The following is a 26,463-nucleotide window of genomic DNA, read 5'->3' on the forward strand; positions in this document are numbered from 1 at the left end:
GCGTCAGCCGACGGTGGCCAGCGTTTGGGAGGCGACGATCGCTTGCGCCACGCCGGAGATGATGGCCGCGGCCTTCAGCGCCTCCTGGATGGTCTCGCGACTCACGCCCGCCTCGCGCAGCGTGTGCTCGTGGGCGGCCACGCAGTCCGGGCATCCGTTGATCGACGACACCGCGAAACACCACAGCTCGAAGTTTGCCTTCTCCACACCGGGATTGGCGATGATGTTCATCCGCAATCCCGCGCGCAGATCGTCGTACTTCCCGTCGAGGAAGCCGCGGCCCCGGTAGAACACGTTGTTCATGCCCATGATCGACGCGGCCCCCAGCGCCGCGTTGTACGCCTCGGCCGACAGGACGTCGGCCGCCTCGGCGCCGATCTCGCTGATCACCTGGGTGTTCCGAGTCGCCGCGGCGCTCGCCAGCAGGGTGCCCCACAGCTGTTCCTCGTTGAGCTCCGTGGTGCGCGTGATAGAGCCCAGGTTCAGCTTGAGGTCCTTGGCGTACTCGGGCAGCGCCTCCTTGAGGTTTTCTACGCTCATCTCGCCTCCCTGATCAGACCCTAGGTGATTACGCCGAGGCCTTGAGCAGCTCGGTGGCGTTCAGCGTCGGGTCGCCCTTGCGCCAGTTGCAGGCGCACAGCTCGTCGGACTGCAGCGCGTCGAGCACCCGCAGCACTTCCTCCACGTTGCGGCCCACCGATCCGGCGGTGACCGAAACGAACTGGATCTCGTTGTTGGGGTCCACCAGGAAGGTGGCCCGGTCGGCGACGCCATCGGCGTTCAGAACGCCGGTGGCCAGGCTCAGCTCCCGCTTGATGTCGGACAGCATGGGGAACGGCAGCTTCTTCAGGTCCTCGTGCTGGGCCCGCCAGTTGAAGTGCACGAACTCGCTGTCGATCGAGACGCCCAGCACCTGCGCGTCGCGGTCGGCGAACTCGTCGTTGAGCTTGCCGAACGCGGCAATCTCGGTCGGGCACACGAAGGTGAAGTCCTTGGGCCAGAAGAACACAACGCGCCACTTGCCTTCGTGGTCCTCGCTGGTGACGGTGGTGAAGTAGTCCTCGGGCTGCTTGGCGTCGACCTTGGACAGATCGCCCGCGATCAGGGCGGTGAGCTCGTAGGCGGGGAATTGGTCGCCGATGGTCAGCAAAGGCATGGCTCTCCTAATTTGGATTTACTCAAGATTAGCTTTCCCTGTCATGTTGCCCGCATACCCTGTCTGAAGTAAAGGTGATATTTCCCACTACACTTATAGGCATGCCCGATAAGAGTTATCAGCCGACTATCGCCGGCCTGCGCGCCTTCGTCGCGGTCGCCGAAAGGCGCCAATTCAGCAGCGCCGCAACATCTCTCGGCGTCAGCCAGTCCACACTGTCACAGGCGCTGGCGGCGCTGGAAACCGGGCTGGGAACCCAGCTCGTCGAGCGCTCGACGCGGCGTGTCCTGTTGACACCCGAAGGTACGCAACTGCTGCCGCGCGCCCAGGCCGTGGTCGAAGCGGCGGAGGCGTTCGCGGCCGCCGCAACGGGAACGTCGGACCCACTGCAGGGCACCCTGCGGCTGGGCATGATCCCCACGGTAGCGCCCTACGTGCTGCCCACCGTGCTGGCCGGCGTCGCCGATCGCCTAACCGCGCTGACCCTGCGGGTGATCGAGGACCAGACCGAACGCCTGCTCACCGCATTGCGCGGGGGGTCCCTGGACGCCGCCCTGATCGCGCTGCCCGCCGACGCAACCGGACTCACCGAGGTCCCGATCTACGACGAGGACTTTCTGCTCGCGGTGCCGCCGGGGCACCCGCTGTCCGGCAAGCGCCGGGTGCCGGCGTCGGCGCTGGCGGATTTGCCGTTGCTACTGCTGGACGAGGGCCACTGCCTGCGCGATCAAGCCCTGGATGTCTGCCAAAAGGCCGGTGTGCGAGCCGAACTCGCGGACACCCGGGCAGCATCGCTGGCCACCGCGGTGCAGTGCGTGACGGGCGGGCTGGGGGTGACGCTGATTCCGCAGAGCGCCGCGCCCGTCGAGGCGGCACGCAGCCGGCTCGGGCTGGCGCAGTTTGCGAATCCACGCCCGGGCCGGCGCATCGGGCTGGTGTTCCGGTCGTCGAGCGGCCGCGACGAATCCTATCGGCGGCTGGCCGCCATCATCGGAGAGTCGATCGGCGGCGAACAGCGGGTGCGGTTGGTCAAAGAGCGTCACTCGGCGGCGGTGGCCAGCGCGTCCATCAGGGCGTCGACGTTGAGCTGAGATTGGATGCCCGCGGTTCCCGCGAGGCCCGGCGCGCCGGTTGCCGCGGCCAACAGCGGCCCCGACCCCGGGCCCGCATACATCAACCCCGAGTTGACCTCCGGGGGCAACGACCAAAAGTCCATGAATCCTTGCTCTCGTCGGCCGGCGCGGTCGCCGACCATCGTCGACCGAAACGACGAAAAACGGTCCGGGACGCACTACTGCACTTTTCGTCCCGACTAGGGAACGACTACTGCATTGCGCCCAGAGCGCGGCTGTAGGTTCTGCCTATGGAAAAGGTGATCGCGGTGCTCAGGACGGCGGATTTCGGCGACGATTGGTGTGCCCGCCAGCGGGGACCGGTCGCCGACGCGCTATTGGACCTGGGTTTGCCCGGGCTGTCGGTCAACGTGCGCGACGACGCGGTGCGCCATTCGCTGATGACGCTGACGACGCTGGACCCGCCCGTCGGCGCGGTGGTGAGCATGTGGACGCAGCAGTGCTACGGCGAGCAGATGACCGCGGCCCTCGACCTGCTGTCCGCCGAATGCGACCAACTCGCCGCGTACCTCGTCACCGAATCGGTGCCGCTGAAAGGGCCCAGCACCGAGCCGGGTTCGCGCACAACGGGTTTGGCCAACATCGCGTTGCTGCGCCGGCCCGAGGCCCTCGACCAGGTGAGCTGGCTGAACCGGTGGCAGCGCGACCACACCTCGGTGGCCATCGAGACGCAGTCGACCTTCGGCTACACCCAGAACTGGGTGGTGCGTGCCCTCACCCCGGGCGCGCCGGGAATCGCGGGCATCGTCGAGGAGTTGTTCCCCGCGGAGGCGATCACCGATCTCAAGGCGTTCTTCGGTGCCGCCGACGACAAGGACCTGCAGGACCGCTTGGGCCGAATGGTCGCCAGCACCACGGCGTTCGGCGCCAACGAGAACATCGACACCGTCCCCACCAGCCGCTACGTCTTCAAGACACCGTTCATCGAGGAACCCACATGACATCTCTGCGCGACGCCACGGCCCTGGCCGCGGCGGAAAGTGGCCTGGCGGTCGTCTCCACGGTTCGCGCCGACGCGACGGTGCAGGCGTCGCTGGTCAACGTCGGCCTGTTGCCGCATCCCGCGACCGGCCAGGAGGCGTTGGGCTTCACCACCTACGGCAAGGTCAAGCTGGCCAACCTGCGCGCGCGGCCCCAGCTGGCGGTCACCTTCCGCAAGGGCTGGCAATGGGCGACCGTCGAGGGCCGCGCGGAGCTGGCCGGCCCGGAGGACGCCCAGCCCTGGCTGACCACGGACGACCAGCTGCGACTCTTGCTCCGCGATGTCTTCACCGCCGCGGGCGGCACGCACGACGACTGGGACGAGTACGACCGCGTCATGGCCCGGGAGCGGCGCGCGGTTGTGCTGATCGCGCCCACCCGCGTCTACAGCAACGGCTGACCTGGTTAGGCTGCAGCCGTGACGCTGCAGATCGATGACGACAAGCGGGTGCGCACCCTCACGCTGAACCGGCCCGAGGCGCTGAACGCGTTCAACGAGGCACTGTACGACGCCACCGCGGAGGCGCTGTTGGCCGCGGCCGAGGATCCCGAGGTCGCCGTGGTGCTGTTGACCGGCGCGGGCCGCGGCTTCAGCGCCGGAACCGATCTCGCCGAGATGCAGGCCCGCATCACCGATCCGGACTTCACGCCGGGCAAGCACGGCTTCATCGGCCTGATCGATGCCCTCAGTGCGTTCCCCAAGCCGCTCATCTGCGCGGTCAACGGCGTCGGGGTGGGCATCGGCGCCACCATCCTCGGCTACGCCGACCTGGCATTCATGTCATCGACCGCCCGGCTGAAGTGCCCCTTCACCAGCCTGGGGGTGGCGCCGGAGGCGGCGTCGTCATACCTGCTGCCGCAACTGGTGGGCCGGCAGAACGCCGCATGGCTGCTGATGTCTTCGGAGTGGGTGGATGCCGACGAGGCGTTGCGGATGGGTCTGGTATGGCGGGTCTGCGAGCCCGACGATCTGCTGCCCGAAGCCCGTCGGCACGCGGAAATCCTTGCCAGCCGCCCCATTTCGAGCCTGATGGCGGTCAAGCACACGATCGTGGAGCCGGTCCGGCCCGAGATCGCGGCGGCCACTGCGCGGGAAAACGCTCACTTCGCCGAGCTGATGGGTGCCCAGGCCAACGCCGCGGCGCTGGCGGACTTCAACAAACGCTGACGCCGGCTAACGCGACGGGGCGGCCTCGAGGTTCGCCGACGCGGCGATGATCGCCCGCAGCGTTCGCCTGCAACGGCCGCAGTCGCCCCCGGCCCCGCACGCGGCCATGACCTCTTTCGAGGTGGAGGCGCCGCGCGCGACCACCTCGGACACCGTGTGGTTGGTCACGCCGACACACAGGCATACGTACATCAGCGCATCCCTTGCATGCGGGCGACGTTCTCTTGCCCGACGGCCTGGCCACGCGTGCGCAATTCGTCCTCCCTCTCGGCATCCCGTGTCAACGGGATTCCCGAAGAAAATGCCGAACCGACAGCCATATTAGTTGAGTCTAACCTAAGTTCGTTAGCGCAGTCTAACCTTAGTCGCCAGCAACGTCGGTCACGGGGGCGGCGCAGGACACACACTGAGCACAGCCATACCTTGCTGGCAGATTGAACTTCGGCATGGCAAAGTGCGACTACGGCCCCGCATGGTGCGCGCAGCCCAGCGCACCCCGCCAAGGCCAGGAATGACCACCGTTTCGACCGTCACCGTAGGGGAGTGATCATGCAAGGGGATCCGGATGTTTTGCGCTTGCTCAACGAGCAGTTGACCGGCGAGCTCACCGCGATCAACCAATACTTCCTGCACTCCAAGATGCAGGACAACTGGGGCTTCACCGAGCTCGCCGAGCACACCCGGGCCGAGTCCTTCGACGAGATGCGGCACGCCGAGGCGATCACCGACCGCATCCTGCTGCTCGACGGGTTGCCCAATTACCAGCGGCTGTTCTCGCTGCGCATCGGTCAGACGCTGCGCGAGCAGTTCGAGGCCGACCTGGCCATCGAATACGAGGTGATGGACCGGCTCAAGCCCGGCATCATCATGTGCCGCGAGAAGCAGGACACCACGAGCGCCAACCTGCTGGAAGAGATCGTCGCGGACGAGGAAAAGCACATCGACTACCTCGAAACCCAGCTGGAGCTGATGGACAAGCTCGGCGTGGAGCTCTACTCCGCGCAGTGCGTTTCGCGGCCGCCGAGCTAGCACAGCCCACGCCTTCGCGGGTTTTGGTTGCCACGGGTTGACCGTGGGCACTCACTACCATCGAAATCCGTGGGAAGGCGGGCATGACGAGGGCGACACCAGCGGCGGCTCCGGCCGGCCGCGCTTCGGACTCCGGCCCCGCGGACGTCGCGGTCGACCCGCAGCGGCGCAATTTCATCTTCGTGGCGATCCTGCTCGGCATGCTGATGGCCGCGCTGGACCAGACGATCGTGGCGACCGCGTTGCCCACTATCGTCGCCAATCTTGGTGGCGCAGGCCATCAATCGTGGGTTGTCACCAGCTACCTGCTCGCCTCGACCATCATCACCGCCCTCGTCGGCAAGTTCGGTGACCTGTTCGGCCGCAAGCGGGTGTTCCAGGCGGCCGTCGTGTTCTTCGTCGCCGGGTCGGTGCTGTGTGGGCTCTCGAGCTCGATGGGCATGCTGGTCGCGTCGCGGGCGCTGCAGGGCATCGGCGGCGGAGGGCTGATGGTGACCGCCATGGCGCTGATCGGCGAGGTGATCCCGCTGCGGGACCGCGGCCGCTACCAGGGTGCGATGGGCGCCGTGTTCGGCGTCACCACCGTGATCGGTCCCTTGCTCGGCGGCTACTTCACCGACCACTTCACCTGGCGCTGGGCGTTCTGGATCAACGTGCCGATCTCGGTCGTGGTCTTCTTCGTGGCGGCCGCCGCCATCCCGCCGCTGTCCGAGCGCACCAAACCGGTCATCGACTACACCGGCATCCTCTTGGTCGGGCTCGGCGCCGCCGGGCTGACGCTGGCCACCAGCTGGGGCGGGACCACGTACCCGTGGGGATCGCCGACGATCATCGGCCTGTTCGCCGGCTCGGTGGTCGCGTTGTGCCTCTTCGCCTGGGTGGAAAGCCGCGCGGCCGCGCCGATCCTGCCGACCCGGTTGTTCGGCAGCCCGGTGTTCACGGTGTGCTGCGTCCTGTCCTTCGTGGTCGGCTTCGCGATGCTGGGCGCCCTGACGTTCCTGCCGACGTACATGCAGTTCGTCGACGGCGTCTCGGCCACGACGTCGGGCCTGCGCACGCTGCCGATGGTGATCGGGATGCTGACCACCTCGATGGGCAGTGGCGTCATCGTCGGCCGCACGGGCCGGTACAAAGTCTTTCCCGTCGCCGGCACCGCCGTCATGGCGGTGGCGTTCTTCCTGATGTCGCGGATGGACCCGTCGACATCGGTGTTGGTTCAATCGCTGTTCCTCGTCATCCTCGGCGCCGGGATCGGGATGTGTATGCAGACTCTGGTCCTGATCGTGCAGAACACCGTGAGCTTCGACGACCTGGGCGTCGCGACCTCCGGCGTCACCTTCTTCCGCACGATCGGCAGCTCGTTCGGTGCGGCCATCTTCGGTTCGCTGTTCACGAACTTTCTGCACAGCCGGATCGGCCCGGCTATCGCGGCCGGCCACGCGCCGGCGGCGGCCGCCGCGTCTCCGGAGGCGCTGCACCGGCTGCCCCGAGAGGAGGCCGCTCCAATCGTCGCCGCCTACTCCGAGTCGCTCACCCACGTGTTCGGATGGGCGGTTCCGGTCGCACTGGTGGGGTTCGTCCTGGCGTTATTCCTGCGCCAGGTGCCTCTGCGGGAAATGCACGACAGCACAATCGATCTCGGCGACGCGTTCGGCATGCCCAGCACCGAGACCCCGGATCAGATGCTGGAGGGCGCGGTCGAGCGCATGCTGCGCGGCGTGCCCGGCATGCGATTGCGCAGCATCGCCATGCGACCCGACTGCCGGCTCGACGTGGCCGGGCTGTGGGGCGTCCTGCGCATCAACCGCTACGGACAGATGTATGGCACGGCCCGGCTCACCGACATCGCCGACTACCTGCGGATACCGTTCGAGGTTCTGGAGCCCACCTTCTCGCGGCTGATCGCCACGGGGTACGCCCGCGGCGACGGCGACCAGATGTGGCTGACACCCGCGGGCGCCCAGCAGGTGGACTACGTGCACTCCCTGCTCGTGGCCTGGCTGGTCGACAAGCTCGCCCGGTCACCCGGATTCGACGGGCGACCGGATCGTCGCGTGGTCGAGGCGGCGCTGAACCGGGTCGCGGGCCGCGTTCTCGCGCAACGGGACTGGAGCGACGACCGTCCCACCACGAAGATCCCGGCGACCACACCCTGAAACGGGCGGTGCGGGCGTACCATCACGCCATGAGCCGAATCGGAACATTTGCTGACGACGACCTGGCCGGCTGGTTCGTGAAGTCCCCCGACATCGGCGGTGCCCTCGGCGGCTTCAGCAACGCGGTCTACACCAAGAACCGGTTGCCGCTGCGCACCCGCGAATTGGCGCGCGCCGTGATCGCGCACCGTAACGAGTGCGTCGTGTGCGTCAACACCCGCGACGAGGACGGGCCCGCCGCCGGCGTCGACGAGGAGCTGTACGACCACGCACAGGAGTGGCGCACCTGGCCCGGCTATAGCGAGCAGGAACGGCTGGCGGCCGAATTCGCGGACCGCTTCGCCAGCGATCACACGGGTCTGCGCGACGACGAGGACTTCTGGAGCCGTTGCTCCGAGCACTTCTCCGACGAATTGCTGGCCGATCTCGCGCTCTCGTGCGCCCTGTGGGTCGGCATGGGTCGCGTCCTGCGGACCCTCGACATCGGCCAAGCCTGCAAGCTGACGATCCCCAGCCGCGCCTGACCACCACGACACATAAACGTCTGCGAGGACACGCCGCTAGACGCCTCAACGGTTTATGTCTCGCGGGCACAAACCGCGACACCGGTGCGTTGCCGTAGCCGTGAAGATTCGCTTCGGCGTCGGGTTGGGCTCGGACACCGCCCCGGACCAGCTGGCCCCCATCGTCGATCACCTGGAGGCCAACGGCGTGGATTCCCTGTGGTTCTCCGAGCTGGTGTACTCCCCGGCGGTCGACCCGGTGGTCGGGATGGCGTACGCACTGGCCAGGACGACCCGGCTGAAGGTCGGCACCTCGGTGGCCGTCCTGCCCGGACGGCACCCGGTGCTGGTCGCCAAGCAGCTGGCGTCGCTGTCGGCCGTCGCACCGAAGCGGGTCCTTCCCGTCTTCGGTCTGCGGTCGGCGATTCCCGCCGAGCGGGAGGTGTTCGTGGTCCCCGACGGCGAGCGCGCCGCGGTGTTCGACGAGTCGCTGAGGGTGCTGCGTTCGGCGCTGACCGAGGACTCGGCGAGCTACGACGGCCGGTACTTCACCGTCAGCGGGGCCGCCGTCATGCCCAGACCGCAGCCCCCGCTGGACATCTGGCTCGGCGGCTCGGCGCCGGCGGCGTACCGGCGCATCGGCGCGCTTGCCGACGGCTGGCTGGGCAGTTTCCTGACACCGGCGGAGGCGCGGACCGGCCGCGAGGCGATCCAACACGCCGCGGCGCAGGCGGGCAGGCAGATCGAGCCCGATCACTTCGGGATCTCGCTGGCCATCGTGGACGGGGTGGACGGCGAGCTGCCCGCGACGCTGGCCGCGGCGGCCCGCAGCCGTCGCCCGGACGTCGACCCCGCGGATTTGATCGCCGTCGGATGGGATCGGCTGCACCGGCAGCTGGACGCTTACATCGACGCGGGTCTGACGAAATTCGTTATCCGGCCCGCCGGCGGGGCGCCGCTGGACGGGTTCCTCGACCGGTTCGTCACGGAGCTGACCGCCCGCCAGAACTGAATTCGCGAGCCCCCGCCTCTCGCCCCCTGCACAATGACTGCCATGACCGGCACACCGCTTGCCGCCGCGGCCATCGCCCAGCTGGAATCCGAGGGCGTCGACACCGTCATCGGGACCGTCGTGAATCCCGCCGGGCTGACCCTGGCCAAGACCGTCCCGATCCGGCGGACCAACACCTTCGCCGATCCCGGCCTCGGGGCCAGCCCCTCGTGGCACGCTTTCGCGATCGATCAGAGCGGCATCGCCTTCACCCCCGATGTCGGCGTGATCGGGGACCAGCGACTCCGCATCGACCTGTCCGCCCTGCGCATCGTCGGCGACGGCCTCGCGTGGGCGCCCGCCGCATTCTTCTCCCAGGACGGAACACCCGTCCCCGCCTGCGCCCGCGGCACGCTGAGCCGGGTGGAAGCCGCGCTCGCCGAAGCCGGAGTCGAGGCGCTGATCGGGCACGAGGTCGAATTCCTGTTGGTGGGGCCCGACGGTGACCGCCTGCCGTCGACGCTGTGGGCGCAGTACGGTCTTGCGGGCGTCCTGGAGCATGAGGCGTTCGTCCGCGACGTCACCCGGTCGGCCGGCGCGGCGGGCATCGCGATCGAGCAGTTCCACCCCGAATACGGGGCCAACCAATTCGAGCTGTCGGTGGCGCCGCAGTCGCCGGTGGCCGCCGCCGACCAGCTGGTGCTGCTGCGGCTCATCGTCGGGCGGGTGGCCCGCCGTCACGGGCTGCGCATCAGCCTGTCGCCGGCGCCCTTCGCCAACGGTGTGGGCTCCGGTGCTCACCAACACTTTTCGCTGACAATGCCGGACGGACCGCTGTTCTCGGACGGCGCGGGCACCCGGGGCATGACGGCCGCCGGGGAGCACGCGGTGGCCGGGGTGGTCCGCGGGCTGCCGGAGACGCAGGGCTTGCTGTGCGGGTCGATCGTGTCCGGCCTGCGCATGCACCCCGGCAACTGGGCCGGCGCGTACGCGTGTTGGGGAACCGAAAACCGCGAGGCCGCGGTGCGATTCATCACCGGTGGGCCGGGCAATCCACGCGGCGGGAACGTCGAAGTGAAGATCGTCGATCCCTCAGCGAACCCGTACCTGGCGTCGGCGGCGATCCTGGGGCTGGCGCTGGACGGGATTGAACGCCAAGCACCGCTGCCCCCGGAGGTCACGATCGACCCGGCGGACCTCGCCGCTTCCGAGCGGGAGCGCGACGGCATCGTGAGCCTTGACCGTAACCAGGCGGAAGTGATTGCCGCACTGGATGATTCGAAGCTGATACGGGGGATCCTGGGCGATGCCGCGGTCGACATGGTGGTCGCCGTCCGCACGCTCGAGCAGGAGCGGTACGGCAACCTGGACCCCGAGCAACTGGCGGAGAAGTTCCGCATGGCCTGGAGCCTGTGACGGGCTTCCATGGCTTCCAACCCGCACGCGCTGGCCGAGCACATCGACGAAGTGACCCTCATCGACCAGCACGTCCACGGTTGCTGGACGACCGCGGGGGATCGCCATCGCTTCGAAAACGCGCTCAACGAGGCCAACACCGAACCGCTCGTGGGCTCGGGATTCGACACCCAACTCGGCTTCGCCGTGCGTGCCCACTGCGGCCCTCTCCTCGGGATCCCGAAACACGCTGACCCGCAATCGTATTGGGAGCGTCGCGACGAGTTCGGCGAGGCAGAGCTGGCCCGCATGTTCCTGCCGGCCGCCGGGGTGAGCGACTGGCTGGTGGACACCGGGATCGGCGCGGACACCGCCGGCCCCGCCGACATGGCCGAGCTGTCCGGTAACCGAGCGCACGAGGTGATCCGCCTCGAGCAGGTCGCCGAGCAGGCCGCTCAGGCGCCCGGCGACTACGCGTCGGCTTTCGAGGACATCCTGCACCGGCGCGCGACGACGGCCGTCGGCACCAAGTCGATCCTGGCCTACCGGGGCGGGTTCGACGGCGACCTGAGCGAGCCGGAGCCCGCGCAGGTGGCCGAGGCGGCCGACCGGTGGCGCGACCGCGGCGGCACCCGGGTACAGGACCGGGTGCTGCTGCGGTTCGGGCTGCATCAGGCGCTGCGGCTGGGCAAGCCCCTGCAATTCCATGTCGGCCTCGGCGACCGGGACTGCGATCTGCACAAGACCAACCCGTTGCTGCTGCTCGACTTCCTGCGGCAGTCAGCGAACACCCCGATCGTGCTGTTGCATTGCTATCCCTACGAGCGCGAGGCCGGGTACCTGGCGCAGGCCTTCAACAACGTATATGTCGACGGCGGGTTGAGCGTGAACCAGCTCGGGGCGCGGGCGCCGGCCTTCATCGCGCGGCTGCTGGAGCTGGCCCCCTTCGGCAAGGTCCTCTACTCGTCTGACGGGTTCGGCCCCGCCGAGCTCCATTTCCTCGGTGCGGCCCTGTGGCGCAGGGCAATTCATCGGGTGTTGCGCGGTTTCGTGGTCGACGACGACTGGAGCGAGGCCGACGCCATCCGGGTGGTCGACCTGATCGCCCACGGCAACGCCGCCGGGCTTTACCGCGTTTGACCCCCGGTGACACCGGGGTATACGGGCGATTATGGCGACCGCGAGGGGCGTCTTGGAGTGGGCCCGGGACAAGGTCGTGTCGTGGGTGCCCAAGGCCGACCTCGACCAGCGGGACCCCGACTACATCCGCGATCAGCTGCCGGGGACCTGGCTGCTGGCGTCGTTCTACTTCCGGGCGGACGTGCGGGGCCTGAATCGCATCCCGGCCGAGGGGCCGGTGCTGTTGGTGGGCAACCATAGCGGCGGCAACGTGCCACCCGACACCTTCGTCTTCACGCTGGCGTTCTGCTCCTACTTCGGCGTCGAGCGGCCCTTCTACCAGTTGGCCCACAACCTCGTCGTCTCCGCTCCGCCGCTGGGCTGGTTGCGCAAGTTCGGCACCGTGGCCGCGAACCCCGAGAACGCCCGTCTCGCACTGGATTCCGGTGCCGCCCTGCTGGTCTACCCCGGCGGCGACTACGAGGTGTTCCGGCCCTCATGGGAGCGCCACAAGGTCGACTTCGGCGGCCGCATGGGCTACGTGCGGCTGGCCCGTGAGGCCGGGGTGCCGATCGTGCCCGTCGCCAGCGTCGGCGGGCAGGAGAGCGCGTTGTTCCTCAACCGCGGGCAGTGGCTGGCCAAGTTGCTGATGGCCGACAAGCTGCTCCGCCTCAAGAGCGTCCCGATATCGCTGGCACTGCCCTGGGGCCTGAACATCAGCGACCTGGCGGGCCACATCCCGTTGCCCACCAAGATCGTGATCGAGGTCCAGGACCCGATCGAGGTCGACGGGGACGACCAGGCGGTGCACGACAAGGTGATGGCCAGCCTGCAGGGCGGGGTCGACCGACTGGCGGCCGAACGGCGATTCCCGGTGATCGGCTGATGCGCGTCGAACGCCGCTGCGTCATCAATGCCGACCGCGACGCGGTCTGGAAGATCGTCAGCGACCCGGATTGCTACCCGTCGTTCATGACGAGCCTGGAACGCTGGGAGTCGTCCAACGACAAGCCGGCCGGCGTCGGCGCCCGCTACACCGTCCACTGGAAGATCGGCTCCGTACCCGTGGGCGGCCTCATCGAGGTGGTCGAATTCGACGAGGGCCGGGACCTGGCCTGGGTGGGCATCACCGGGGTCACGCTGCGCGGGCGGATCCGGCTGCGCGACCGCGGCGACGGCGGCACGAAGGTCACGTTCCGGCTCTCGTATCAGGCGCCGGGGGGCATCGTGGGTTACATCGCCGACCGGATCGCCGTCGGCCAGGTGGGACGCAATCTCGCCGAAACGCTGAAACGCCTGCGGAAGCTGGCCGAGTCGTAGCCATTTTTCCAATTTGGCATGTAATCAATCGCCGCGCGGCATACGCTCCGATCGACGAATCGGGCAACGTCACCAAACGCATCGAAGGGGAAAGGTTTGGGGGGATGTTGCTCCGAGCAACTCTTGTCGCCGCGGCCATCGCGGCCGCCGCCGGTGGTATGGCAGCACCGGCCAACTCGTCGCCCGGTTGTTATATCGCCAGTTCCGGCGACTGCGTGCCCTATCCGCAGCAGGGCCCGTCGCAGCCCCCTGGCGCCACCGCGCAATGCGCGGACGGCAGCTGGTCGTTCAGCCAGCATCCGCATTCGGGGGGCACGTGCCACGGACACGGGGGAGTACAGCAGTACTTGTAGCGGTCCGGCGCCGGGATGGTCGACGTACGAGGGGTGACCATCCCGGCGGTTCGGGCCGGTATCGCCGAACACGTTGCAGTGCAGAGGAATTAGCTAGGCGACCGAGATCGCCGAGCCGGCCGGGCATAGGTGTCGATGGCACCGCGGACCCGACGCTACGCGCGGCCGCGTGAGCGTCTCGGGCACCGTAGGCCGATCAGAGGTCTCCGCGTTTCGCACGTTACTGAGCGCGTCCGGATGGGCCTCGCCGCGGGCTAGAGCCACTATCGCGACAATCACCGCTATCGCCGCCGCCGCCAGGACGATCATGCCCACGCCATCGGCGTTGAGGGTCTCGCCGAGCACCACGATGCCCAGAACCGATGCCACCGCTGGTTTGGCCACGGTCACCGACGGCATCGAGGCGGTCAGCGCACCAGCGCGAAACGAAGACTGCTGAAAGATCATCCCTGCCAACGCCGCCAGTATCCAGACATAGAATTCCGGCGCGCACAGCAGCGCCCCGAAACCGTGTCCGGCCGCCGCGACGACGGCTTTGGTCAGCACCGCGAACAGGGCCAGCGACGAACCGGCCACCACCGCCAGCAGTACAGCCGCGCGGGGACCGGGCCAAATGCGCGCACCCAGGACACAGAGCACCAGTAGCGGACCCAACACCAGGGCCACCACAGTCCAGGTTGTCAGCGACCCCTGCGTCTGCCCGGCCTTCGGGTCGCCAACCGTGACGGCCACCGCCAAAGCGACGGCGAGCACCATCGCCCACATCCACTGACGGCGGGTCACCCGCTGACGGGTCAGCCGCGCATTGACCGGCAGGGCAAATAGCAGCGCCGTCACCTGTAGCGCCGTCACCAACATCACCGACCCGACAGCTAGCGCGGCGGCTTGCAGGCTGTAGTTGGCAACGGCTCCACCGCCGCCGAGCCACCACCGGGCGTCGCGCAACGACATGCGGAACAACTCCCAGTGGCCGACTGGCCCGTCGGTGACCTCGTGCGCGGACCGTTGACGGCTCACCGCGCCGATCGCGGATGCCAGCGCGGCGCACAGGGCGAGCACGACGGCGATCTCCGACTTCAACATGGGACCTCCTCAAGGTTCCGAGATCGCTTCGGGCTAGACCCCGAAGTAGACGCCGTACCTGCTCGTCGCGAGCGCTTTCAACAGCCACAGGACCAATCCGGTGCCCGCCAGGGTGCCCCCAGTCACCGCCACGATGAAGGCGGCCCGGAAGCTTTTGGAGAGCGCCGACCGGAGAGGCTTCTGCTGGTCGACGGCAGGCGACGGGTGGATGTCACTGCCGGCCATGGCACTCTCCTCGTTGACTTGCGTTCGAGTCATGAAGGAAATGGTCACCGACGAAGCACCGCTTGCGGAATGACCGGGAAGCCAGATTTGGGTTGCCCCTAGGGATAGGGTTTCCTATCCATTTGGCAAGCATTCGCGTGATCGAGTGCAACCAGTGTCGGTTGTCGCGCGAGCCCTGAAGTCGTCAGAGGACCACGCCCGAAAATCTGATGTTCGGCGCCGCAGTCACTCGTCTCGAGTACTCGAACGCGGGTTGCCCAACCTGCCACGGCGACAACGTGGTTGGGCGCGCCGAAGCGTTTCTCAGTCTGGCTACCCAGCCCGGAACATTCCGCTTGGTCAGTTGAGGGGGAGCGCTTGTGCGCTCACACCAGGAGAGAAATGAGTGGACGAGTCGGCTAGACCAAGCTTGTCGCGTCGAAGACCCAGCTGGTGTCGGCCGTCGCGAGGTTCTCGAAGTGGTTCGGGGGAGCGAAGGCCACCAAGGAGTTCATGTCCCAATAGTCTTTCCACACGGTGATCTTGCCGTCGGCGACCTTGTGCACGGTCACGAATCTCAGCACGCCTTGCTCACCCGTGGTGAACGTCCACGTCTCGGAGTGCTCGTACAGCACGTCGGAACCGTTGGACACCAGCACGCCGTCGTGATTCTCGTAAGCGGCCAGCGGCTCGAGGCCCATCTTCAGCCGCTTGACGATGTCTTCGGGTCCGCGCGCCGACAACGCGGGCACCGGCATGTCGACGTAAAGGCAGTCATCGGACAGGAACGTCTTGACCGCCTCCCAGTCCCGCCGCGAGAGCGCCTGCCATAGCCCGAATACGACATCCTCGACCGAGATCATAGATACGTCTGTCATAGCGCCAATAAACTCGGTTGCCGGACGAGTGTCAACACCGTTCGTAGAGGATGAATCCGTGAGCGGGCGAGCGAAGCTCCTGATCGCGGTAGCCGTCGGCGCGCTGCTGGCCGGGAGCTGCGCAGCGATCGCGTACGGGTTCTGGGCCGTCAGCCAGGATTGCCGGGAGTGGGTAGCCGGCAACGGCTACCGGCTGGTGCACGACGACTGGTGGGCGAAGAGCCGCGGCTGCCTGGCCAGAACGCCGGCCGGTGACGAGGTCACGCACAGCGAAGGGCTGGCCAGCAAGGCGACCGGGTGGGCCTGGCAATTGGCCATTTTCGGTGCCGGCGCCCTGCCGGCGGCGGTCATCTTGGCGCGCCTGACTTTTCGTTGGCGCGCGGATCCCTAGCCGTCGACGCGAGCCATGGACCGCGCCGGTCCCAGCGCCACCGGCAGCGACGACCAGCCCCGCAGTACCCGCGTGTCGCGCCGGCTGCCCGCGCCCGCCCCGCGCGCCTCGGGGAACCGGTCGAAGAACGTGCGCAGCCCCACTTCTCCTTCGGCGCGCGCCAGCGCGGCGCCCAGGCAGAAGTGCCGGCCCCCGGAGAACGCGAGATGCCTTCCGGCGTTGGATCGTTCGATGTCGAAGCGGTGCGGATCCGCGAAGACGGACGGGTCGCGGTTGGCGGCGGCCAGATAGACGAGCACCAGGTCGCCGCGCCGGAGCCGCTGGCCCGCCAGCTCGACGTCGCCCAATGCCACCCGTGCGGTCAGCTGCACCGGCGACTCCAGCCGCAGGATCTCCTCGACGGCGTTGGGCCACAGCTCGGGGCGGCGCCGCAGGGTGTCGAGGCGGTCGGGCGCGTCCAGCAGCATGCGGATCCCGTTGCCCAGCAGGTTGACCGTGGTCTCGAATCCGGCCGCCAACACCAGCCCGGCGATCGCCTGCAGCTCGTTGGAGTCCAAATATGTCTCGGCAGAGCCGCTTTCGGCTATCTGAATCAGCTGGCTCATCAGATTGTCACTCGGGGCGCGCCGCAGCCGGCTCAGATGCTCGTCGAGCCAGGAGCTGAAGCCGGCCAGCCCTCGCTGCACACTGCGGTACTGCTGCCACGTCAGCCCGATGTCGAGACTCGGCGCGGCGAGCTCACCGAACTCCAGCACCCGCCGCCGGTCCGGCTCGGGTACGCCGAGGATGTCGCTGATGATCGCGACCGGCAGCTGCGAACAGAACCGCCCCACGATGTCGACGACCTGGGAGGCGCCGGACTCGGCGGCCAGCCGGTTCAACAGCTCGGTGGCGGTCTGCTCCACGCGGTCCCGCAGCGCGGCGACCGCCCGGGGAGTGAACACCGCCGACACCGTCTTGCGATACCGGGTGTGGTCCGGCGGCTCGACGGCGAGCAGCGACGGCGCGCGAAGCGGATGCAGCAGGTCGTCGCGGGTGCGGCCCTCCAACCATCGCAACGGCCCCGGCAGATTCGCGCCGAACATCACCACGCGGAAGTCGTCGGAACGCAGCAGCTCGTGGGCGAGCGCATGATCGGCCGTCAGGTAGCTGACGCGGCCCTTGACCAATGGGCCCGCGGCCCGCAGTTCGTCGTAATAGGCCACCGGATTGGCGGCCACCGTCGGATCGGCGATCAGCCGGGCGTGCAGGTCTCCCCGCCGGACCCCGAGCGTCGCGACGCCCCGGATGAAACCGTGCATCGCCAACCAGTGCAGTCGTTCCTTCACCGCCCCCTCCAACGATCGATGTCTTCCGAGCCTAGGCCCGAATCCCTGACCGGGTCAGCACTCGGCGATGATCTTGAAGTCGGTCGTGATGACCTTGTTCGGGTTGCTGCTGTTGATGCCGTAGGCGCTGCCGGTGATCGTGTACGCGTCGTTGGTGACCTCGGCGTGCGCGTCGCCCACCCCGCCTTCCCAGAAGCTGCCGGTGAACCCGTCGACGTTGCGGATCTTCACCCACTGGGGCATCACCCGGTAACCACTGGTGAGCACCACGGCCTCGACGGCGCCGTCGCGGTCCTTGATGTCGATGGTGCGGTACTGCTGGTTCTGGCTGCACGACGGCGGCCGCGTGCTGTGCGTGGCGCCGTCGATGGTCAGGCGGGCCGCTTTCCGCGGCGTGGTCTGGGCCTGACCGCACCCCGCGAGGCCGAAACCGGCGATCACGAGGACGACAACCGCGAGTAACCGGTTTCGCACCGGTTCACCTCCTTCACTGCCGATCCGGCATCATCCTGGGCAGGGACTTGACGATGCTGCGTCGCACAAACTCCGGACTCAGACCCTTGAAGAAGTCGATCAGCCGAATGCTCTTGGGCACGTACCAATGCAACCGCTTCGGGTGGTGGTAAGCCTGCCACGCGGTTTCCGCGACGCTGCTCGCCGGCATCAATCGGAGCATGCCCTTCTTGGGCGCGGTGGCGCGCAGCTCCTCCGCCGTCATCGGCGCGCGGCGGTCGTTGGAGTGATTAGTCGTCGTGGTCAGGATGGCGGTGTCGATCAGACCGGGCAGCACGTCGGCGACGCGGACGCCGTGTCGCTGCCACTCGACGCTGAGCGCCTCGGTCAGGCCCTTGACCGCGTGCTTGGTCGACGAATAGACCGCGAGGCGCGGCATCCCGTAGGTCGCGGACGAGGACGACGTCGAAAACATCAGGCTGCCCGGCGTCTCCTTCAAATATGGCAACGACGCGTAGGCGCCGGTCAGCACGGCCTTGTAGTTGATGTCGACGACGCGCATGGCGGCCTCGTAGGGCACGTCCTCGAACCAGCCGGATTCGCCGATGCCGGCGTTGTTCCACATCATGTCGAGCCCGCCGCCGGTGTTGCCGGCGCAGAAGTCGGCTAGGGCACCCTCCAGGGCCGCCTTGTCCGTGACGTCGACGCGGCGCGTCCACAGCCGGTCGCCGCCCAGTTCGTCGCGCAGCGTGGCCAAGCCGTCCTCGTTGCGGTCCACGGCACCGACCCGCCAGCCCTTGGCGTGGAAGAGCTTTGCGCCCTCGCGGCCCATGCCGCTGCCCGCGCCGGTGATGAAGACCGATTTCACTGCGCGTCAGCCCGTCTCGACCACATCTTTGATGCGGTTCAGCGTCTTGGTCATGTCGCGGACGTTGCGGCGCTTGCGCAGAAAGCCACCGAACAGCCAGTAGAGGCCGAGCCAGGGGGCGGGGTTGAGCCGGAACGACTCGGTCACGTCCGTGCCGCCGCCGCTGGGCGCCAACCGGTAGTGCCAGTTGTTGACCGCCCGATCACCGAGCAGCACCGCGAAACCGAATTCGCGGCCGGGTTCGCACGCGGTGACTTCGCAGGTCGTCCAATACACCGGTCCGATCTCGTTGCGCCTGACGTGGCCGCGGAATTTGGCGCCGAGGGCCGGGCCACTTGCGTCACCCAGCCACTCGGCTTCGAACACTTCCGGGGAGAACCGTCCGATATTGCGAACGTTCGCGATGAGATCCCAGATCTTGTCCGCGGACGCCGCCATATGAACAGTGGCCGAACCTTCCATGCGCTGATCCAAACACAGCTTCCCGCTCGGTCATAGACCGCGACGGTGGTTGATCGTCAGTGCGGAGCCGCCGCCTGGATCAGCCCGTTGATGATCTCCTTGATGCCCTGCGCGGGGTGCGAGTACCAACCGATCGGCAGGCCCGATTGCGCGCCGCACTTCGGCCACGCTTCCACGCCCTGGTCGGCGAAAACCCGGTTGGCCACGGCGATTTGCTGCTCCCTGGTGGCGGCCGCCGGGTTGCCGACACCGCCGTACGCGGCCCAGGTGGCCGGCTTGAATTGAAGTCCGCCGTACTCACCGTTGCCGGTGTTGGCGTGCCAGTTACCGCCGGACTCGCACTGGGCGACCGCGTCCCAGTTGGGGGTGGGGGCGGAGGTGGCGATACCGGTGGACGAAGCTATCGACGCTGCAACGAACCCGCCGACCGCCAGGGACTTGACGAGAGGCTTGCAGAGAATTTTCATGTGATGGATTTCGGCCTCTGTGGCCAAAGCGTTACCTATTCGAAAATGGTGCGAGATATGCCTTCCAGCTGCGGAAATGGCCTTATTGCGGCACGGGAAGAAAGTGTTAGAAACCGTTGAGGAAAAAATAAATTATTGCTGGCAATATGACCGGGTTGCTAACGCCAGCGCCCGTTGGTAGATGGCGTCGAGCCGGCGCGTGCGGACGACGCCGTCCCTGGCGAGGTCGAGCTGCGCGGGGCAGGCGGCCGAATGCAGGAGGTCCCAGTCGGCCACTATCTGGTTCAGCATGGTTTGGTTGAGGTCGTCGATCGCCGACCGGGATGCCGCCAGGTCCGCCGACTGGGTCGGTGCGCCCGCGGGATCGAGCTTCCAGTCCGCGAACCGGCGGTATTCGATCCCCTCGGTGGCGTTGATCTGGTCGCCGAAGACCTTGGTGACGTAGTCGGGGTCGACTTGCCGGGCCGAGGCCTGGGTTGCCAATTTCGCGAGTTCTTGCTGGATGCGGTCGGGGTCTTCGATAGGCCCGTGGGTTTGCCACTTGACCGCGGCCACCGGTTCGGCGATCTGCAACCGCTGCGCGGCGGCGTCGACCAACTCGGTGAGCGCGTCCGCGTCGTCCGCCGCCGCCGGCGATGCGACGAACACGGCCAGCGCGCCGACGAAGCCGCCGCAGCGCGCGGTCAGGCTGATGCGGCGGCAGGTCATGACCATGATTCTGCGGCAGCGGGGCACTTCGGAGTTAGCCTGAAGTGCTGATGTCGTCGATCATGGGCAGGCGCGGCCCGCAGCGCGTTGGCGGGAAGCGCGGAAAGTCGTTGCGTTCGAAGCAGATTCGTGCGCTGATTGCGGTTGCGCTGGCGCTTTCGTTGTTATTGGGCGCTGCGATCCTGATGATCGACCGCCTGCATTCCACGCCCGCCGACGCCCTCGACCATCCCGCCAGCCCGGTGAGTGACGATCAGTCGAGGACTCAGGTTGTCCAATCGGCTCGGAACGTCGTGGCCGCGGCGGCCTTGCGGACGGCGTCGGCCGGCTACTCGCTGATGTCGTGCAAGAACCGCGACGACCCGCCGTACCAAGGCGCGGTCTACCTGACGTTCTCGGTGCCCGCCGCGCCGCGGGCCGACATGTACTTCGCCCGAATCGCCGCAACGCTGACCGACCACGGCTGGACCGAGGGCCTGCCGCCCAACAATCACGCCTTCGCCACGACGTTTACCAAGGACGCCGTCACGGTGATCGTTTACCGCCACGACGACGAGCCCAATGTGGGCGTGCTGCGCGTCTACGGCGAATGCCGGAACATGACCGATCACCGCGCGGACGCGACCGCCTGGACCGATATCACCGGCGAGTTCGCCAGGCCGAGCTGATCGGGCGGGAAACGCACCGCTGCGCCCGACGGCGTCGTCGTCGGGCGCAGCGGTGAGCTCGGTACAGCTGAGGTTATCCGCCGCCGGGGGTGGCGCCCAGGCTGCTCTGCAGGTCGCCCTTCATGGCGTTGAGCTGGGCGCCCCAGTACTCCCAGCTGTGGGTTCCATAGGGCGGGAAGTTGAACACGGCGTTGTGGCCGCCGGCCGCGTTGTAGGCGTCTTGGAACTTCTTGTTGACGCCGATCATGAAGTTGCTCTCGAGGAACGTGGCCGGCAAATTGGCACCGCCCAGTTCGTTCGGAGTCCCGTTGCCGCAGTACACCCAGAGCCGGGTGTTGTGTTCGACAAGCAGGTTGACGTTGACCAAGGGGTCGTTACGCTGCCACGCGGGGTCGTTGTCAGGCCCCCACATGTCTTCCTTCTTGTAGCCGCCGGCGTCGCCCATCGCCAAACCTATCCAGCCCTGCCCCGTGGACGGGCTGAGGTAGCCAGACAGCGACCCGGCATAGACGAACTGGGCCGGGTGGTAATTCGCCAGGTTCATCGCGGAAGCACCAGCCATCGAGATCCCGACCGCGGCGCTGCCGTTCGGCTTGACACCCTTCTCGGACGACAGGTACCCGGGCAGTTCGCTGGTCAGGAACGTTTCCCACTTGTAGGTCGAGCAGCCGGCCTTTCCGCACGCGGGGCGGTACCAGTCGGTGTAGAAGCTGGATTGCCCGCCGACCGGCATGACGATCGAGAGACCCGACTTGTAGTACCACTCGAACGCGGGCGTGTTGATGTCCCAGCCGTTGTAGTCGTCCTGAGCGCGTAACCCGTCGAGGAGGTACACCGCCGGGGAGCCGCTTCCGCCGCTCTGGAACTGGACCTTGATGTTGCGGCCCATCGAGGCGGACGGCACCTGTAGATACTCGACGGGCAGACCCGGGCGCGAAAACGCGCCCGCGGTCGGCGCGCCGCCGGCAAGACCGACCAGGCCCGGCAGGGCCGCTGCCGCTGCCGCACCGACTAATAGCCGGCGCCCCCAGGCCCGGACCTTCTCGCTCAGTTCTGTCATACCTGCCCCTTGTCGTATGTGATGGCGGTCTCAGCAGGAATTTACCGGGTGAATAGGCCGAATGTCGATCGGGACGCGGTGTCGTCTCGATTTGGTATCGCTTTTCTTCCGGCAATTTCGCGGCCCGGATTAGGGCACGGCAGCCCTACCGGCCGGCCGGTTCGCCACCCGGCACCACCGGGGACCGGTCCAAAACGCCTGGCAGCGGTGGCTGGGCCCGGGTTTTACTCAATGGCACAAAGGCCCATTCTCGGTCCCGCCGTGACGGGCGCCCGCCCCGCGACGGCTAACCGCCGCGGAAAAGGCCGATTCGGTGCGCAAGAGCTTTATCACGGCGGAAACATGCGACGGTTTCGCGGCGCCGCGGGCCGCTCGCTCACCGGCGCGTCCCGTCCGCGGGCGGCGGTTGTCGCCCGGGGGCGAAGCCGAACCGGGGCAGCCGGACTTGCGCCGACCGCGTAGGCTCTCACGGAGCAAGCCGATGGAGACCACATTTTCTCGGTCCGTTCCGGCTCTCACGAACCACCTCACCAGGGGAATTACTGGTGCGCGCGGTGCGGTGAGGGTGTCGGAGGTCCGGGACCGATTGGGGCATAAGTTTTGGACACGGTACTTGGGCTATCAGTGACGCCGACCGCCATTGGGTGGGTCCTCGCTGAGGGACACGGCGCGGACGGCACCATCCTGGACCACCGGGAGATGGCCCTGGTCCCAGGCCGCGGCGTCCGCGCCCTCAGTACCGCAGAGCAAGTAGCCGACGAGGTATTGCGGGTGGAAGCGCAGGCGGCTGCCAGCGATCGTCGGCTGCGCGTCATCGGGGTTACCTGGAACGACGAAGCGTCCGCCCAGGCGGCACTGCTGCTGGAAGCGCTTACCGACGCCGGCCTCGACAACGTCGTGCCGGTCCGTGCGCTCGACGCGGTCGAAACACTGGCCCAGGCCATCGCGCCGGTCATCGGCTACCAGCAGACCGCCGTCTGCCTGCTCGAACGTGAGGGGACGACCGTTGCCATGGTCGACACTCACGACGGGGAGACACGGACGGCCACCAAGCAGGTGGGCGGCGGCTTCGACGGCCTGACCCGCTGGCTGAGCGGCATGTTCGACCGCAATGGCTGGCAGCCGGGCGGGGTCGTCGTCGTCGGCGCGCAGAGCGACGTCGACGGTTTCTCCTGGCAACTCGAAAAGACGCTGCCGGTACCGGTTTTCGTGCAAACGATGGCGCAGGTGACCATCGCACGGGGCGCGGCGCTGACCGCCGCCCGCAGCACCGAGTTCACCGACGAGCAGTTGGAGATGCAGGACAGTGCGCCCGCCGCACCGCCCGCACCGCCGCGCAAGCTTTCATACGCCGGCGCCGTCACCACCCTGGCCGCCGGTGTGGTCACGTTCGTCTCCTCGTTATCGCTCGCCGTGGGTATCCAGTTGGCCCCGGCCAGCAAGCCTGGCCCACGGCACGCGGTGCAGCCGCCCACACCACAAATCGCCGAAGCCGTGGCGCCGCCCCCGGTCGTCGCGCCGCTGACCCCGCAGGCGAAGGTGCCCGCCGGTGAACCGATTACCGAACCCGCCGCCCCAGAGGTGCAGCAGTCCGAACCCGGTACCCGGCAGCCCTACCTGACAAGGGTTCTCGAGCACATACCGGCCGACGCCGGTGAGCCGACGGGCGACTCGGCGCCACAGGCGCCCGCGCTGCCGCAGCCCTGACGTCGAACCGCTCAGGCGTCCTTCGCGTGCGTCGCGGTGAAGGACAACGCAACGTCGTCGGCGACCTGGAGCGAACCCATCAGCAGTGAGTACGGCTTGACGCCGTAGTCCGTCTGCCGGACCGTGGACTCGGTGGACATGCGCCACGCGTCCCCGAGATCCTCTGTCCGCAGCTCGATTACGTGGTTCCGCGTCTTCCCCCGCACGGTGAGTTCGCCGCTGAGCCGGTATCCATCGCCGGTCTTGTCGACCGCCCGTGCGACGAAACGGATCTCGGGAAACCGGCTGGCATCCAACGACTTCAGGGCGTTGGACCGCACCAAGGCCTTCTCGGGCGCGGACAATCCCTTGACACCGCCCTCGCCGCGCAGCACCTCAAGCGAGTCGGTTTCGACCACGAGCTCGACCGCGGCCGGCTCGGAACCGGCCCAGCTCACGGTGGCGTGCCAGCGGGTCATCGCGATCGTGAGCCGGTGCCCCATCCGGGCGGCGCGGCCCTGGACTCCCGTGGCAAGCAGTAGTTCGCCGTCGGACGCGTCCAGTCGCCACTCGTCGGTCATGGGCCGATGTGCGATCACATCGTCAGGACCGTGCGGTAATGCGCGCGTCCCTGCTCCAACGCCGCGTAGCCCTCGGCGGCCTGCGACAGCGGCAGTTCCTCGACCCAAGCCCGCACCCCGGACAGCACGGCGAAATGCATTGTGTCTTCAACATCTTTCGCCGTGCCCGAGGGATGCCCGACGATGCTGATCCCGGGTGTGATGAGCTGGACGGGACTGATCGGCAACGGTTCCGGCGTGACGCCAATGGTGACGAGCTCGCCCTGCGGCGATATCCCGCCGACGGTCGCGGCCATCGCCGGCGAGTTGCCCGCGGTCGCCAGCACGACCGCGGCCCCACCCAAGGCCTTCAGCGCCTCTGCGGGATCGGTGGCGGTGGAGTCAATATAGTGGTGGGCGCCCAACTTCCGGGCGTCCCCCTCCTTGCCGGTGCCGCGAGCGATGGCGATGGTCTCGAAGCCCATCGCCCGGGCGAACTGCACCCCGAGGTGCCCGAGCCCGCCGACACCGAGGATGGCGACCCGGTCGCCCGGCACCGCCTTCGTATGGCGCAGCGCGTTATAGGTGGTCACACCGGCGCATCCCATCGGCGCGGCTTCCGCGTCGGAAAGCCCTTCCGGTATGCGAGCGAGCGCGCTCCCCGGGACGGTCACCGATTCCGCGTACCCGCCTGGATATTGGTAGCTGGGGACCTTCCCGTTCTCGCAATGGATGAAGTGGCCTTTCCGGCATTCATCGCAGTGGTAGCAGCACCCGCCGAACCACCCGACCGCGACACGATCGCCGACGGCGAAACCGTCCACACCCGCACCGAGTTCGGCTATCGTCCCGGCGATTTCGTGCCCGGGCGTCAACGGCCACGTCATGCCGGGGAAGCCACCGGCGACAAAGTGTGCGTCCGTGCCGCAGATTCCGCACGCGGTCACGGTTATCCGCGCCTCACCGCGTCCCGGTGGCTTGGTTTCGACATCGACCAGTTCCAACGGTGCCCCGGCCGACGCTACGTGAACTGCTCGATGGGTTGCCATGCAGTTGAGGCTACTGGGCGGCAGGGGATTTCGCGCCGTCGGTGTGGTAGTCGACCTGCCAGTGCTTGATCCCGTTGAGCCAGCCGGATCGGAGCCGTTCGGGCTTCCCGATCGATTCCAGGTTCGGGATGCCGTCGGCGATGGCGTTGAACATCAGGTCGATGGTCATGCGCGCCAGGTTCGCGCCGATGCAGTAATGCGCGCCGGTCCCGCCGAAACCCACGTGCGGGTTCGGGTCGCGCAGGATGTTGAAGGTGAACGGGTCGTCGAAGACGTCCTCGTCGAAATTGGCTGAGCGGTAGACCATCACCACCCGCTGGCCCTTCTTGATCTGCACGCCGGACAGTTCGTAGTCCTCGAGCGCGGTGCGCTGGAATGACGTCACCGGGGTGGCCCACCGGACGATCTCGTCGGCCGCGGTGGCGGGGCGCTCCCTCTTGAACAGCTCCCACTGATCGGGGAAGTCGGTGAAGGCCATCATGCCCTGGGTGATGGAGTTGCGGGTTGTTTCGTTGCCGGCCACGGCCAGCAGGATGACGAAGAAGCCGAACTCGTCGTCGGAGAGCTTGTGGCCGTCGATGTCCGCCTGGACCAACTTGGTGACGAGGTCTTCGCCCGGATTCGCCGTCCGGTCGGCGGCCATCTGCATGCCGTACATGATGAGTTCGACGGACGCGGTGATGGCGTCGTTGCTGGCGAACTCCGGATCCTGGTCGCCGACCATCTCGTTGGACCAGTGGAAGAGCTTCTTGCGGTCTTCCTGCGGCACACCCATCAACCCGGCAATCGCCTGCAACGGCAACTCGCACGAGACCTGCTCGACGAAGTCACCGCGCCCCTCCGCCGCCGCTTCCGCGACGATGCGCCGCGCCCGCTCGGCGAGGTCGTCGCGCAGGCGCTCGATGGCCCGGGGGGTGAACGCCCGCGAGATGATCTTGCGCAGCCGAGTGTGTTGCGGCGCATCCATGTTGAGCAGGACGAACTTGCCGCGTTCGACTTGTTCGCCGACCGTTCCGTCCTTGTAGCGTGGCAGCGCGGTGTTTTTCAGGCTGGAGAAGACGTCGCTGCGTAGCGAGACCTCTTTGACGTCCTTGTGCTTGGACACCACCCAGAAGCCGCCGTCGTCGAATCCGCCGGCCCCGATCGGTTGTTCGTTCCACCAGATCGGCGCGGTCCGCCGCAGTTCGGCCAGTTCCTCCACCGGCAACCGCTCGGCGTGGATGTCCGGGTCGGTGAAGTCGAATCCGGGAGGAAGATTGGGGACCGGCTTGGCGGTTGGCTCGACGGTTGGCAT

At 67.6% G+C, this 26,463-nt stretch carries 32 protein-coding genes and 1 pseudogene; 16 read left to right on the forward strand and 17 right to left on the reverse strand.

Features of this window, described 5'->3' with window-relative positions; all coding sequences use genetic code 11:
* Nucleotides 1–3: 3 nt before the first annotated feature.
* Both A9X05_RS00450 and A9X05_RS00455 read right to left on the reverse strand, forming a co-directional pair.
* Nucleotides 4–540 carry an alkyl hydroperoxide reductase gene (locus A9X05_RS00450; RefSeq protein WP_067750009.1) on the reverse strand — a complete coding sequence of 179 codons (537 nt, stop codon included), beginning with the start codon at nucleotides 538–540 and terminating at the stop codon, nucleotides 4–6.
* A 28-nt stretch (nucleotides 541–568) separates the two neighbouring features.
* Nucleotides 569–1,156 (reverse strand): peroxiredoxin, encoded by a 588-nt coding sequence (locus tag A9X05_RS00455; protein WP_067750011.1) that lies wholly within the window; start codon nucleotides 1,154–1,156, stop codon nucleotides 569–571.
* Nucleotides 1,157–1,257: 101 nt separating this feature from the next.
* Here A9X05_RS00455 and A9X05_RS00460 point away from each other — a divergent pair, with 101 nt between their 5' ends.
* On the forward strand, nucleotides 1,258–2,247 hold the full coding sequence (locus A9X05_RS00460; RefSeq protein ID WP_067750015.1) for a hydrogen peroxide-inducible genes activator: 990 nt from the start codon (nucleotides 1,258–1,260) through the stop codon (nucleotides 2,245–2,247).
* On the opposite strand, the pseudogene A9X05_RS32570 reads toward A9X05_RS00460, so the two are convergent.
* A pseudogene (locus A9X05_RS32570) lies at nucleotides 2,211–2,372 on the reverse strand (PPE domain-containing protein); the annotation flags it as partial. The gene A9X05_RS00460 and the pseudogene A9X05_RS32570 sit on opposite strands and share 37 nt — an antisense overlap.
* A 147-nt stretch (nucleotides 2,373–2,519) precedes the next feature.
* Between A9X05_RS32570 and A9X05_RS00470 the strand changes: the two are divergent.
* Genes A9X05_RS00470 through A9X05_RS00480 form a run of 3 tightly spaced genes read left to right on the forward strand, consistent with a single transcriptional unit; the run spans nucleotide 2,520 to nucleotide 4,438 of the window.
* A complete protein-coding gene (locus A9X05_RS00470) occupies nucleotides 2,520–3,230 on the forward strand; it encodes a hypothetical protein (protein ID WP_067750018.1) in 711 nt (236 codons plus the stop codon).
* A complete protein-coding gene (locus A9X05_RS00475; RefSeq protein ID WP_067750019.1) occupies nucleotides 3,227–3,670 on the forward strand; it encodes a TIGR03618 family F420-dependent PPOX class oxidoreductase in 444 nt (147 codons plus the stop codon). The genes A9X05_RS00470 and A9X05_RS00475 overlap by 4 nt, the downstream gene beginning before the upstream one ends.
* Before the next feature lie 18 nt (nucleotides 3,671–3,688).
* Nucleotides 3,689–4,438: an enoyl-CoA hydratase/isomerase family protein gene (locus A9X05_RS00480; protein ID WP_067750020.1), complete on the forward strand. Its 750-nt coding sequence runs from the start codon at nucleotides 3,689–3,691 to the stop codon at nucleotides 4,436–4,438.
* 6 nt (nucleotides 4,439–4,444) lie between these two features.
* Here the strand turns inward: A9X05_RS00480 and A9X05_RS00485 are convergent, their stop codons facing one another.
* A complete protein-coding gene (locus tag A9X05_RS00485; RefSeq protein WP_055405246.1) occupies nucleotides 4,445–4,630 on the reverse strand; it encodes a bacterioferritin-associated ferredoxin in 186 nt (61 codons plus the stop codon).
* Nucleotides 4,631–4,987: 357 nt separating this feature from the next.
* On the opposite strand from A9X05_RS00485, the gene bfr reads away from it, so the two are divergent.
* From bfr to A9X05_RS29095, 9 genes are all read left to right on the forward strand, one after another.
* Nucleotides 4,988–5,467, forward strand: a complete 480-nt coding sequence (bfr, locus tag A9X05_RS00490; protein WP_055405255.1) for a bacterioferritin — start codon at nucleotides 4,988–4,990, stop codon at nucleotides 5,465–5,467.
* An 83-nt stretch (nucleotides 5,468–5,550) separates the two neighbouring features.
* Entirely contained in the window at nucleotides 5,551–7,623 is a 2,073-nt protein-coding gene (locus tag A9X05_RS00495; protein ID WP_067778400.1) for an MDR family MFS transporter, read from the forward strand.
* 29 nt (nucleotides 7,624–7,652) lie between these two features.
* Complete coding sequence (locus A9X05_RS00500; RefSeq protein ID WP_067750023.1) at nucleotides 7,653–8,147, forward strand: carboxymuconolactone decarboxylase family protein; 495 nt, start codon at nucleotides 7,653–7,655, stop codon at nucleotides 8,145–8,147.
* 100 nt (nucleotides 8,148–8,247) lie between these two features.
* Nucleotides 8,248–9,138, forward strand: a complete 891-nt coding sequence (locus tag A9X05_RS00505) for a TIGR03854 family LLM class F420-dependent oxidoreductase (protein ID WP_067750024.1) — start codon at nucleotides 8,248–8,250, stop codon at nucleotides 9,136–9,138.
* A 42-nt stretch (nucleotides 9,139–9,180) separates the two neighbouring features.
* On the forward strand, nucleotides 9,181–10,533 hold the full coding sequence (locus A9X05_RS00510; RefSeq protein WP_067778402.1) for a glutamine synthetase family protein: 1,353 nt from the start codon (nucleotides 9,181–9,183) through the stop codon (nucleotides 10,531–10,533).
* 9 nt (nucleotides 10,534–10,542) lie between these two features.
* Nucleotides 10,543–11,652, forward strand: a complete 1,110-nt coding sequence (locus A9X05_RS00515) for an amidohydrolase family protein (protein WP_067778404.1) — start codon at nucleotides 10,543–10,545, stop codon at nucleotides 11,650–11,652.
* A gap of 31 nt (nucleotides 11,653–11,683) precedes the next feature.
* Nucleotides 11,684–12,517: a lysophospholipid acyltransferase family protein gene (locus tag A9X05_RS00520; RefSeq protein ID WP_067778406.1), complete on the forward strand. Its 834-nt coding sequence runs from the start codon at nucleotides 11,684–11,686 to the stop codon at nucleotides 12,515–12,517.
* Nucleotides 12,517–12,951, forward strand: coding sequence for an SRPBCC family protein (locus A9X05_RS00525; protein WP_067750030.1), 435 nt, complete (start codon nucleotides 12,517–12,519; stop codon nucleotides 12,949–12,951). Before A9X05_RS00520 ends, A9X05_RS00525 begins: the two co-directional genes overlap by 1 nt.
* Before the next feature lie 104 nt (nucleotides 12,952–13,055).
* Nucleotides 13,056–13,304: a DUF3761 domain-containing protein gene (locus A9X05_RS29095; RefSeq protein ID WP_082950430.1), complete on the forward strand. Its 249-nt coding sequence runs from the start codon at nucleotides 13,056–13,058 to the stop codon at nucleotides 13,302–13,304.
* A 93-nt stretch (nucleotides 13,305–13,397) separates the two neighbouring features.
* Here A9X05_RS29095 and A9X05_RS00530 read toward each other — a convergent pair whose 3' ends face one another.
* The 3 genes from A9X05_RS00530 to A9X05_RS00540 form a co-directional block, all read right to left on the reverse strand.
* Complete coding sequence (locus tag A9X05_RS00530; RefSeq protein WP_067778409.1) at nucleotides 13,398–14,387, reverse strand: DMT family transporter; 990 nt, start codon at nucleotides 14,385–14,387, stop codon at nucleotides 13,398–13,400.
* Nucleotides 14,388–14,420: 33 nt separating this feature from the next.
* Nucleotides 14,421–14,645, reverse strand: coding sequence for a hypothetical protein (locus A9X05_RS00535; protein WP_156669957.1), 225 nt, complete (start codon nucleotides 14,643–14,645; stop codon nucleotides 14,421–14,423).
* 365 nt (nucleotides 14,646–15,010) lie between these two features.
* Complete coding sequence (locus A9X05_RS00540; protein ID WP_067750034.1) at nucleotides 15,011–15,454, reverse strand: nuclear transport factor 2 family protein; 444 nt, start codon at nucleotides 15,452–15,454, stop codon at nucleotides 15,011–15,013.
* A 73-nt stretch (nucleotides 15,455–15,527) separates the two neighbouring features.
* On the opposite strand from A9X05_RS00540, the gene A9X05_RS00545 reads away from it, so the two are divergent.
* Nucleotides 15,528–15,860, forward strand: a complete 333-nt coding sequence (locus A9X05_RS00545; RefSeq protein ID WP_067750035.1) for a hypothetical protein — start codon at nucleotides 15,528–15,530, stop codon at nucleotides 15,858–15,860.
* Here the strand turns inward: A9X05_RS00545 and A9X05_RS00550 are convergent.
* The 6 genes from A9X05_RS00550 to A9X05_RS00575 form a co-directional block, all read right to left on the reverse strand.
* Nucleotides 15,857–17,188, reverse strand: coding sequence for a cytochrome P450 (locus A9X05_RS00550; RefSeq protein ID WP_067750036.1), 1,332 nt, complete (start codon nucleotides 17,186–17,188; stop codon nucleotides 15,857–15,859). The two genes, A9X05_RS00545 and A9X05_RS00550, sit on opposite strands and share 4 nt — an antisense overlap.
* A gap of 54 nt (nucleotides 17,189–17,242) precedes the next feature.
* Nucleotides 17,243–17,662, reverse strand: a complete 420-nt coding sequence (locus tag A9X05_RS00555) for a lipoprotein LpqH (RefSeq protein ID WP_067750038.1) — start codon at nucleotides 17,660–17,662, stop codon at nucleotides 17,243–17,245.
* Nucleotides 17,663–17,675: 13 nt separating this feature from the next.
* Entirely contained in the window at nucleotides 17,676–18,509 is an 834-nt protein-coding gene (locus A9X05_RS00560) for an SDR family oxidoreductase (RefSeq protein WP_067778412.1), read from the reverse strand.
* Nucleotides 18,510–18,515: 6 nt separating this feature from the next.
* Entirely contained in the window at nucleotides 18,516–18,989 is a 474-nt protein-coding gene (locus tag A9X05_RS00565; protein ID WP_197498853.1) for an SRPBCC family protein, read from the reverse strand.
* Nucleotides 18,990–19,027: 38 nt separating this feature from the next.
* Nucleotides 19,028–19,438 carry a resuscitation-promoting factor RpfC gene (gene rpfC / locus A9X05_RS00570; RefSeq protein WP_197498608.1) on the reverse strand — a complete coding sequence of 137 codons (411 nt, stop codon included), beginning with the start codon at nucleotides 19,436–19,438 and terminating at the stop codon, nucleotides 19,028–19,030.
* Nucleotides 19,439–19,570: 132 nt separating this feature from the next.
* Nucleotides 19,571–20,146, reverse strand: a complete 576-nt coding sequence (locus A9X05_RS00575) for a chorismate mutase (RefSeq protein WP_156675526.1) — start codon at nucleotides 20,144–20,146, stop codon at nucleotides 19,571–19,573.
* Nucleotides 20,147–20,196: 50 nt separating this feature from the next.
* Here A9X05_RS00575 and A9X05_RS00580 point away from each other — a divergent pair, with 50 nt between their 5' ends.
* Entirely contained in the window at nucleotides 20,197–20,814 is a 618-nt protein-coding gene (locus A9X05_RS00580) for a hypothetical protein (RefSeq protein ID WP_197498852.1), read from the forward strand.
* Between the two features lie 73 nt (nucleotides 20,815–20,887).
* Here the strand turns inward: A9X05_RS00580 and A9X05_RS00585 are convergent, their stop codons facing one another.
* Nucleotides 20,888–21,874: an esterase family protein gene (locus A9X05_RS00585; RefSeq protein ID WP_067750046.1), complete on the reverse strand. Its 987-nt coding sequence runs from the start codon at nucleotides 21,872–21,874 to the stop codon at nucleotides 20,888–20,890.
* A gap of 600 nt (nucleotides 21,875–22,474) precedes the next feature.
* Here A9X05_RS00585 and A9X05_RS00590 point away from each other — a divergent pair.
* Complete coding sequence (locus A9X05_RS00590) at nucleotides 22,475–23,581, forward strand: hypothetical protein (RefSeq protein WP_067778425.1); 1,107 nt, start codon at nucleotides 22,475–22,477, stop codon at nucleotides 23,579–23,581.
* Between the two features lie 11 nt (nucleotides 23,582–23,592).
* Here the strand turns inward: A9X05_RS00590 and A9X05_RS00595 are convergent, their stop codons facing one another.
* From A9X05_RS00595 to A9X05_RS00605, 3 genes are read right to left on the reverse strand one after another with little or no spacing between them, the layout of a single operon-like run.
* Nucleotides 23,593–24,141, reverse strand: a complete 549-nt coding sequence (locus A9X05_RS00595; protein WP_067750050.1) for a YceI family protein — start codon at nucleotides 24,139–24,141, stop codon at nucleotides 23,593–23,595.
* A gap of 14 nt (nucleotides 24,142–24,155) precedes the next feature.
* A complete protein-coding gene (locus A9X05_RS00600) occupies nucleotides 24,156–25,169 on the reverse strand; it encodes an alcohol dehydrogenase catalytic domain-containing protein (protein ID WP_067750052.1) in 1,014 nt (337 codons plus the stop codon).
* 10 nt (nucleotides 25,170–25,179) lie between these two features.
* Nucleotides 25,180–26,463, reverse strand: coding sequence for a cytochrome P450 (locus tag A9X05_RS00605; protein WP_067750054.1), 1,284 nt, complete (start codon nucleotides 26,461–26,463; stop codon nucleotides 25,180–25,182).

Origin of the sequence: Mycobacterium sp. E3298 (genome assembly GCF_001666895.1) — a bacterium.
In the GTDB taxonomy this organism is placed as follows: domain Bacteria; phylum Actinomycetota; class Actinomycetes; order Mycobacteriales; family Mycobacteriaceae; genus Mycobacterium.

Bases quoted from the DNA above. Each gene is read 5' to 3' on its own strand.
- A9X05_RS00450 (WP_067750009.1), bottom strand. From the start codon at position 540: ATGAGCGTAGAAAACCTCAAGGAGGCGCTGCCCGAGTACGCCAAGGAC.
- A9X05_RS00455 (WP_067750011.1), bottom strand. From the start codon at position 1,156: ATGCCTTTGCTGACCATCGGCGACCAATTCCCCGCCTACGAGCTCACC.
- A9X05_RS00460 (WP_067750015.1), top strand. From the start codon at position 1,258: ATGCCCGATAAGAGTTATCAGCCGACTATCGCCGGCCTGCGCGCCTTC.
- A9X05_RS00470 (WP_067750018.1), top strand. From the start codon at position 2,520: ATGGAAAAGGTGATCGCGGTGCTCAGGACGGCGGATTTCGGCGACGAT.
- A9X05_RS00475 (WP_067750019.1), top strand. From the start codon at position 3,227: ATGACATCTCTGCGCGACGCCACGGCCCTGGCCGCGGCGGAAAGTGGC.
- A9X05_RS00485 (WP_055405246.1), bottom strand. From the start codon at position 4,630: ATGTACGTATGCCTGTGTGTCGGCGTGACCAACCACACGGTGTCCGAG.
- bfr (WP_055405255.1), top strand. From the start codon at position 4,988: ATGCAAGGGGATCCGGATGTTTTGCGCTTGCTCAACGAGCAGTTGACC.
- A9X05_RS00495 (WP_067778400.1), top strand. From the start codon at position 5,551: ATGACGAGGGCGACACCAGCGGCGGCTCCGGCCGGCCGCGCTTCGGAC.
- A9X05_RS00500 (WP_067750023.1), top strand. From the start codon at position 7,653: ATGAGCCGAATCGGAACATTTGCTGACGACGACCTGGCCGGCTGGTTC.
- A9X05_RS00510 (WP_067778402.1), top strand. From the start codon at position 9,181: ATGACCGGCACACCGCTTGCCGCCGCGGCCATCGCCCAGCTGGAATCC.
- A9X05_RS00515 (WP_067778404.1), top strand. From the start codon at position 10,543: ATGGCTTCCAACCCGCACGCGCTGGCCGAGCACATCGACGAAGTGACC.
- A9X05_RS00520 (WP_067778406.1), top strand. From the start codon at position 11,684: ATGGCGACCGCGAGGGGCGTCTTGGAGTGGGCCCGGGACAAGGTCGTG.
- A9X05_RS00525 (WP_067750030.1), top strand. From the start codon at position 12,517: ATGCGCGTCGAACGCCGCTGCGTCATCAATGCCGACCGCGACGCGGTC.
- A9X05_RS29095 (WP_082950430.1), top strand. From the start codon at position 13,056: ATGTTGCTCCGAGCAACTCTTGTCGCCGCGGCCATCGCGGCCGCCGCC.
- A9X05_RS00530 (WP_067778409.1), bottom strand. From the start codon at position 14,387: ATGTTGAAGTCGGAGATCGCCGTCGTGCTCGCCCTGTGCGCCGCGCTG.
- A9X05_RS00535 (WP_156669957.1), bottom strand. From the start codon at position 14,645: ATGACTCGAACGCAAGTCAACGAGGAGAGTGCCATGGCCGGCAGTGAC.
- A9X05_RS00540 (WP_067750034.1), bottom strand. From the start codon at position 15,454: ATGATCTCGGTCGAGGATGTCGTATTCGGGCTATGGCAGGCGCTCTCG.
- rpfC (WP_197498608.1), bottom strand. From the start codon at position 19,438: ATGAAAATTCTCTGCAAGCCTCTCGTCAAGTCCCTGGCGGTCGGCGGG.
- A9X05_RS00575 (WP_156675526.1), bottom strand. From the start codon at position 20,146: ATGACCTGCCGCCGCATCAGCCTGACCGCGCGCTGCGGCGGCTTCGTC.
- A9X05_RS00580 (WP_197498852.1), top strand. From the start codon at position 20,197: ATGTCGTCGATCATGGGCAGGCGCGGCCCGCAGCGCGTTGGCGGGAAG.
- A9X05_RS00585 (WP_067750046.1), bottom strand. From the start codon at position 21,874: ATGACAGAACTGAGCGAGAAGGTCCGGGCCTGGGGGCGCCGGCTATTA.
- A9X05_RS00595 (WP_067750050.1), bottom strand. From the start codon at position 24,141: ATGACCGACGAGTGGCGACTGGACGCGTCCGACGGCGAACTACTGCTT.
- A9X05_RS00600 (WP_067750052.1), bottom strand. From the start codon at position 25,169: ATGGCAACCCATCGAGCAGTTCACGTAGCGTCGGCCGGGGCACCGTTG.
- A9X05_RS00605 (WP_067750054.1), bottom strand. From the start codon at position 26,463: ATGCCAACCGTCGAGCCAACCGCCAAGCCGGTCCCCAATCTTCCTCCC.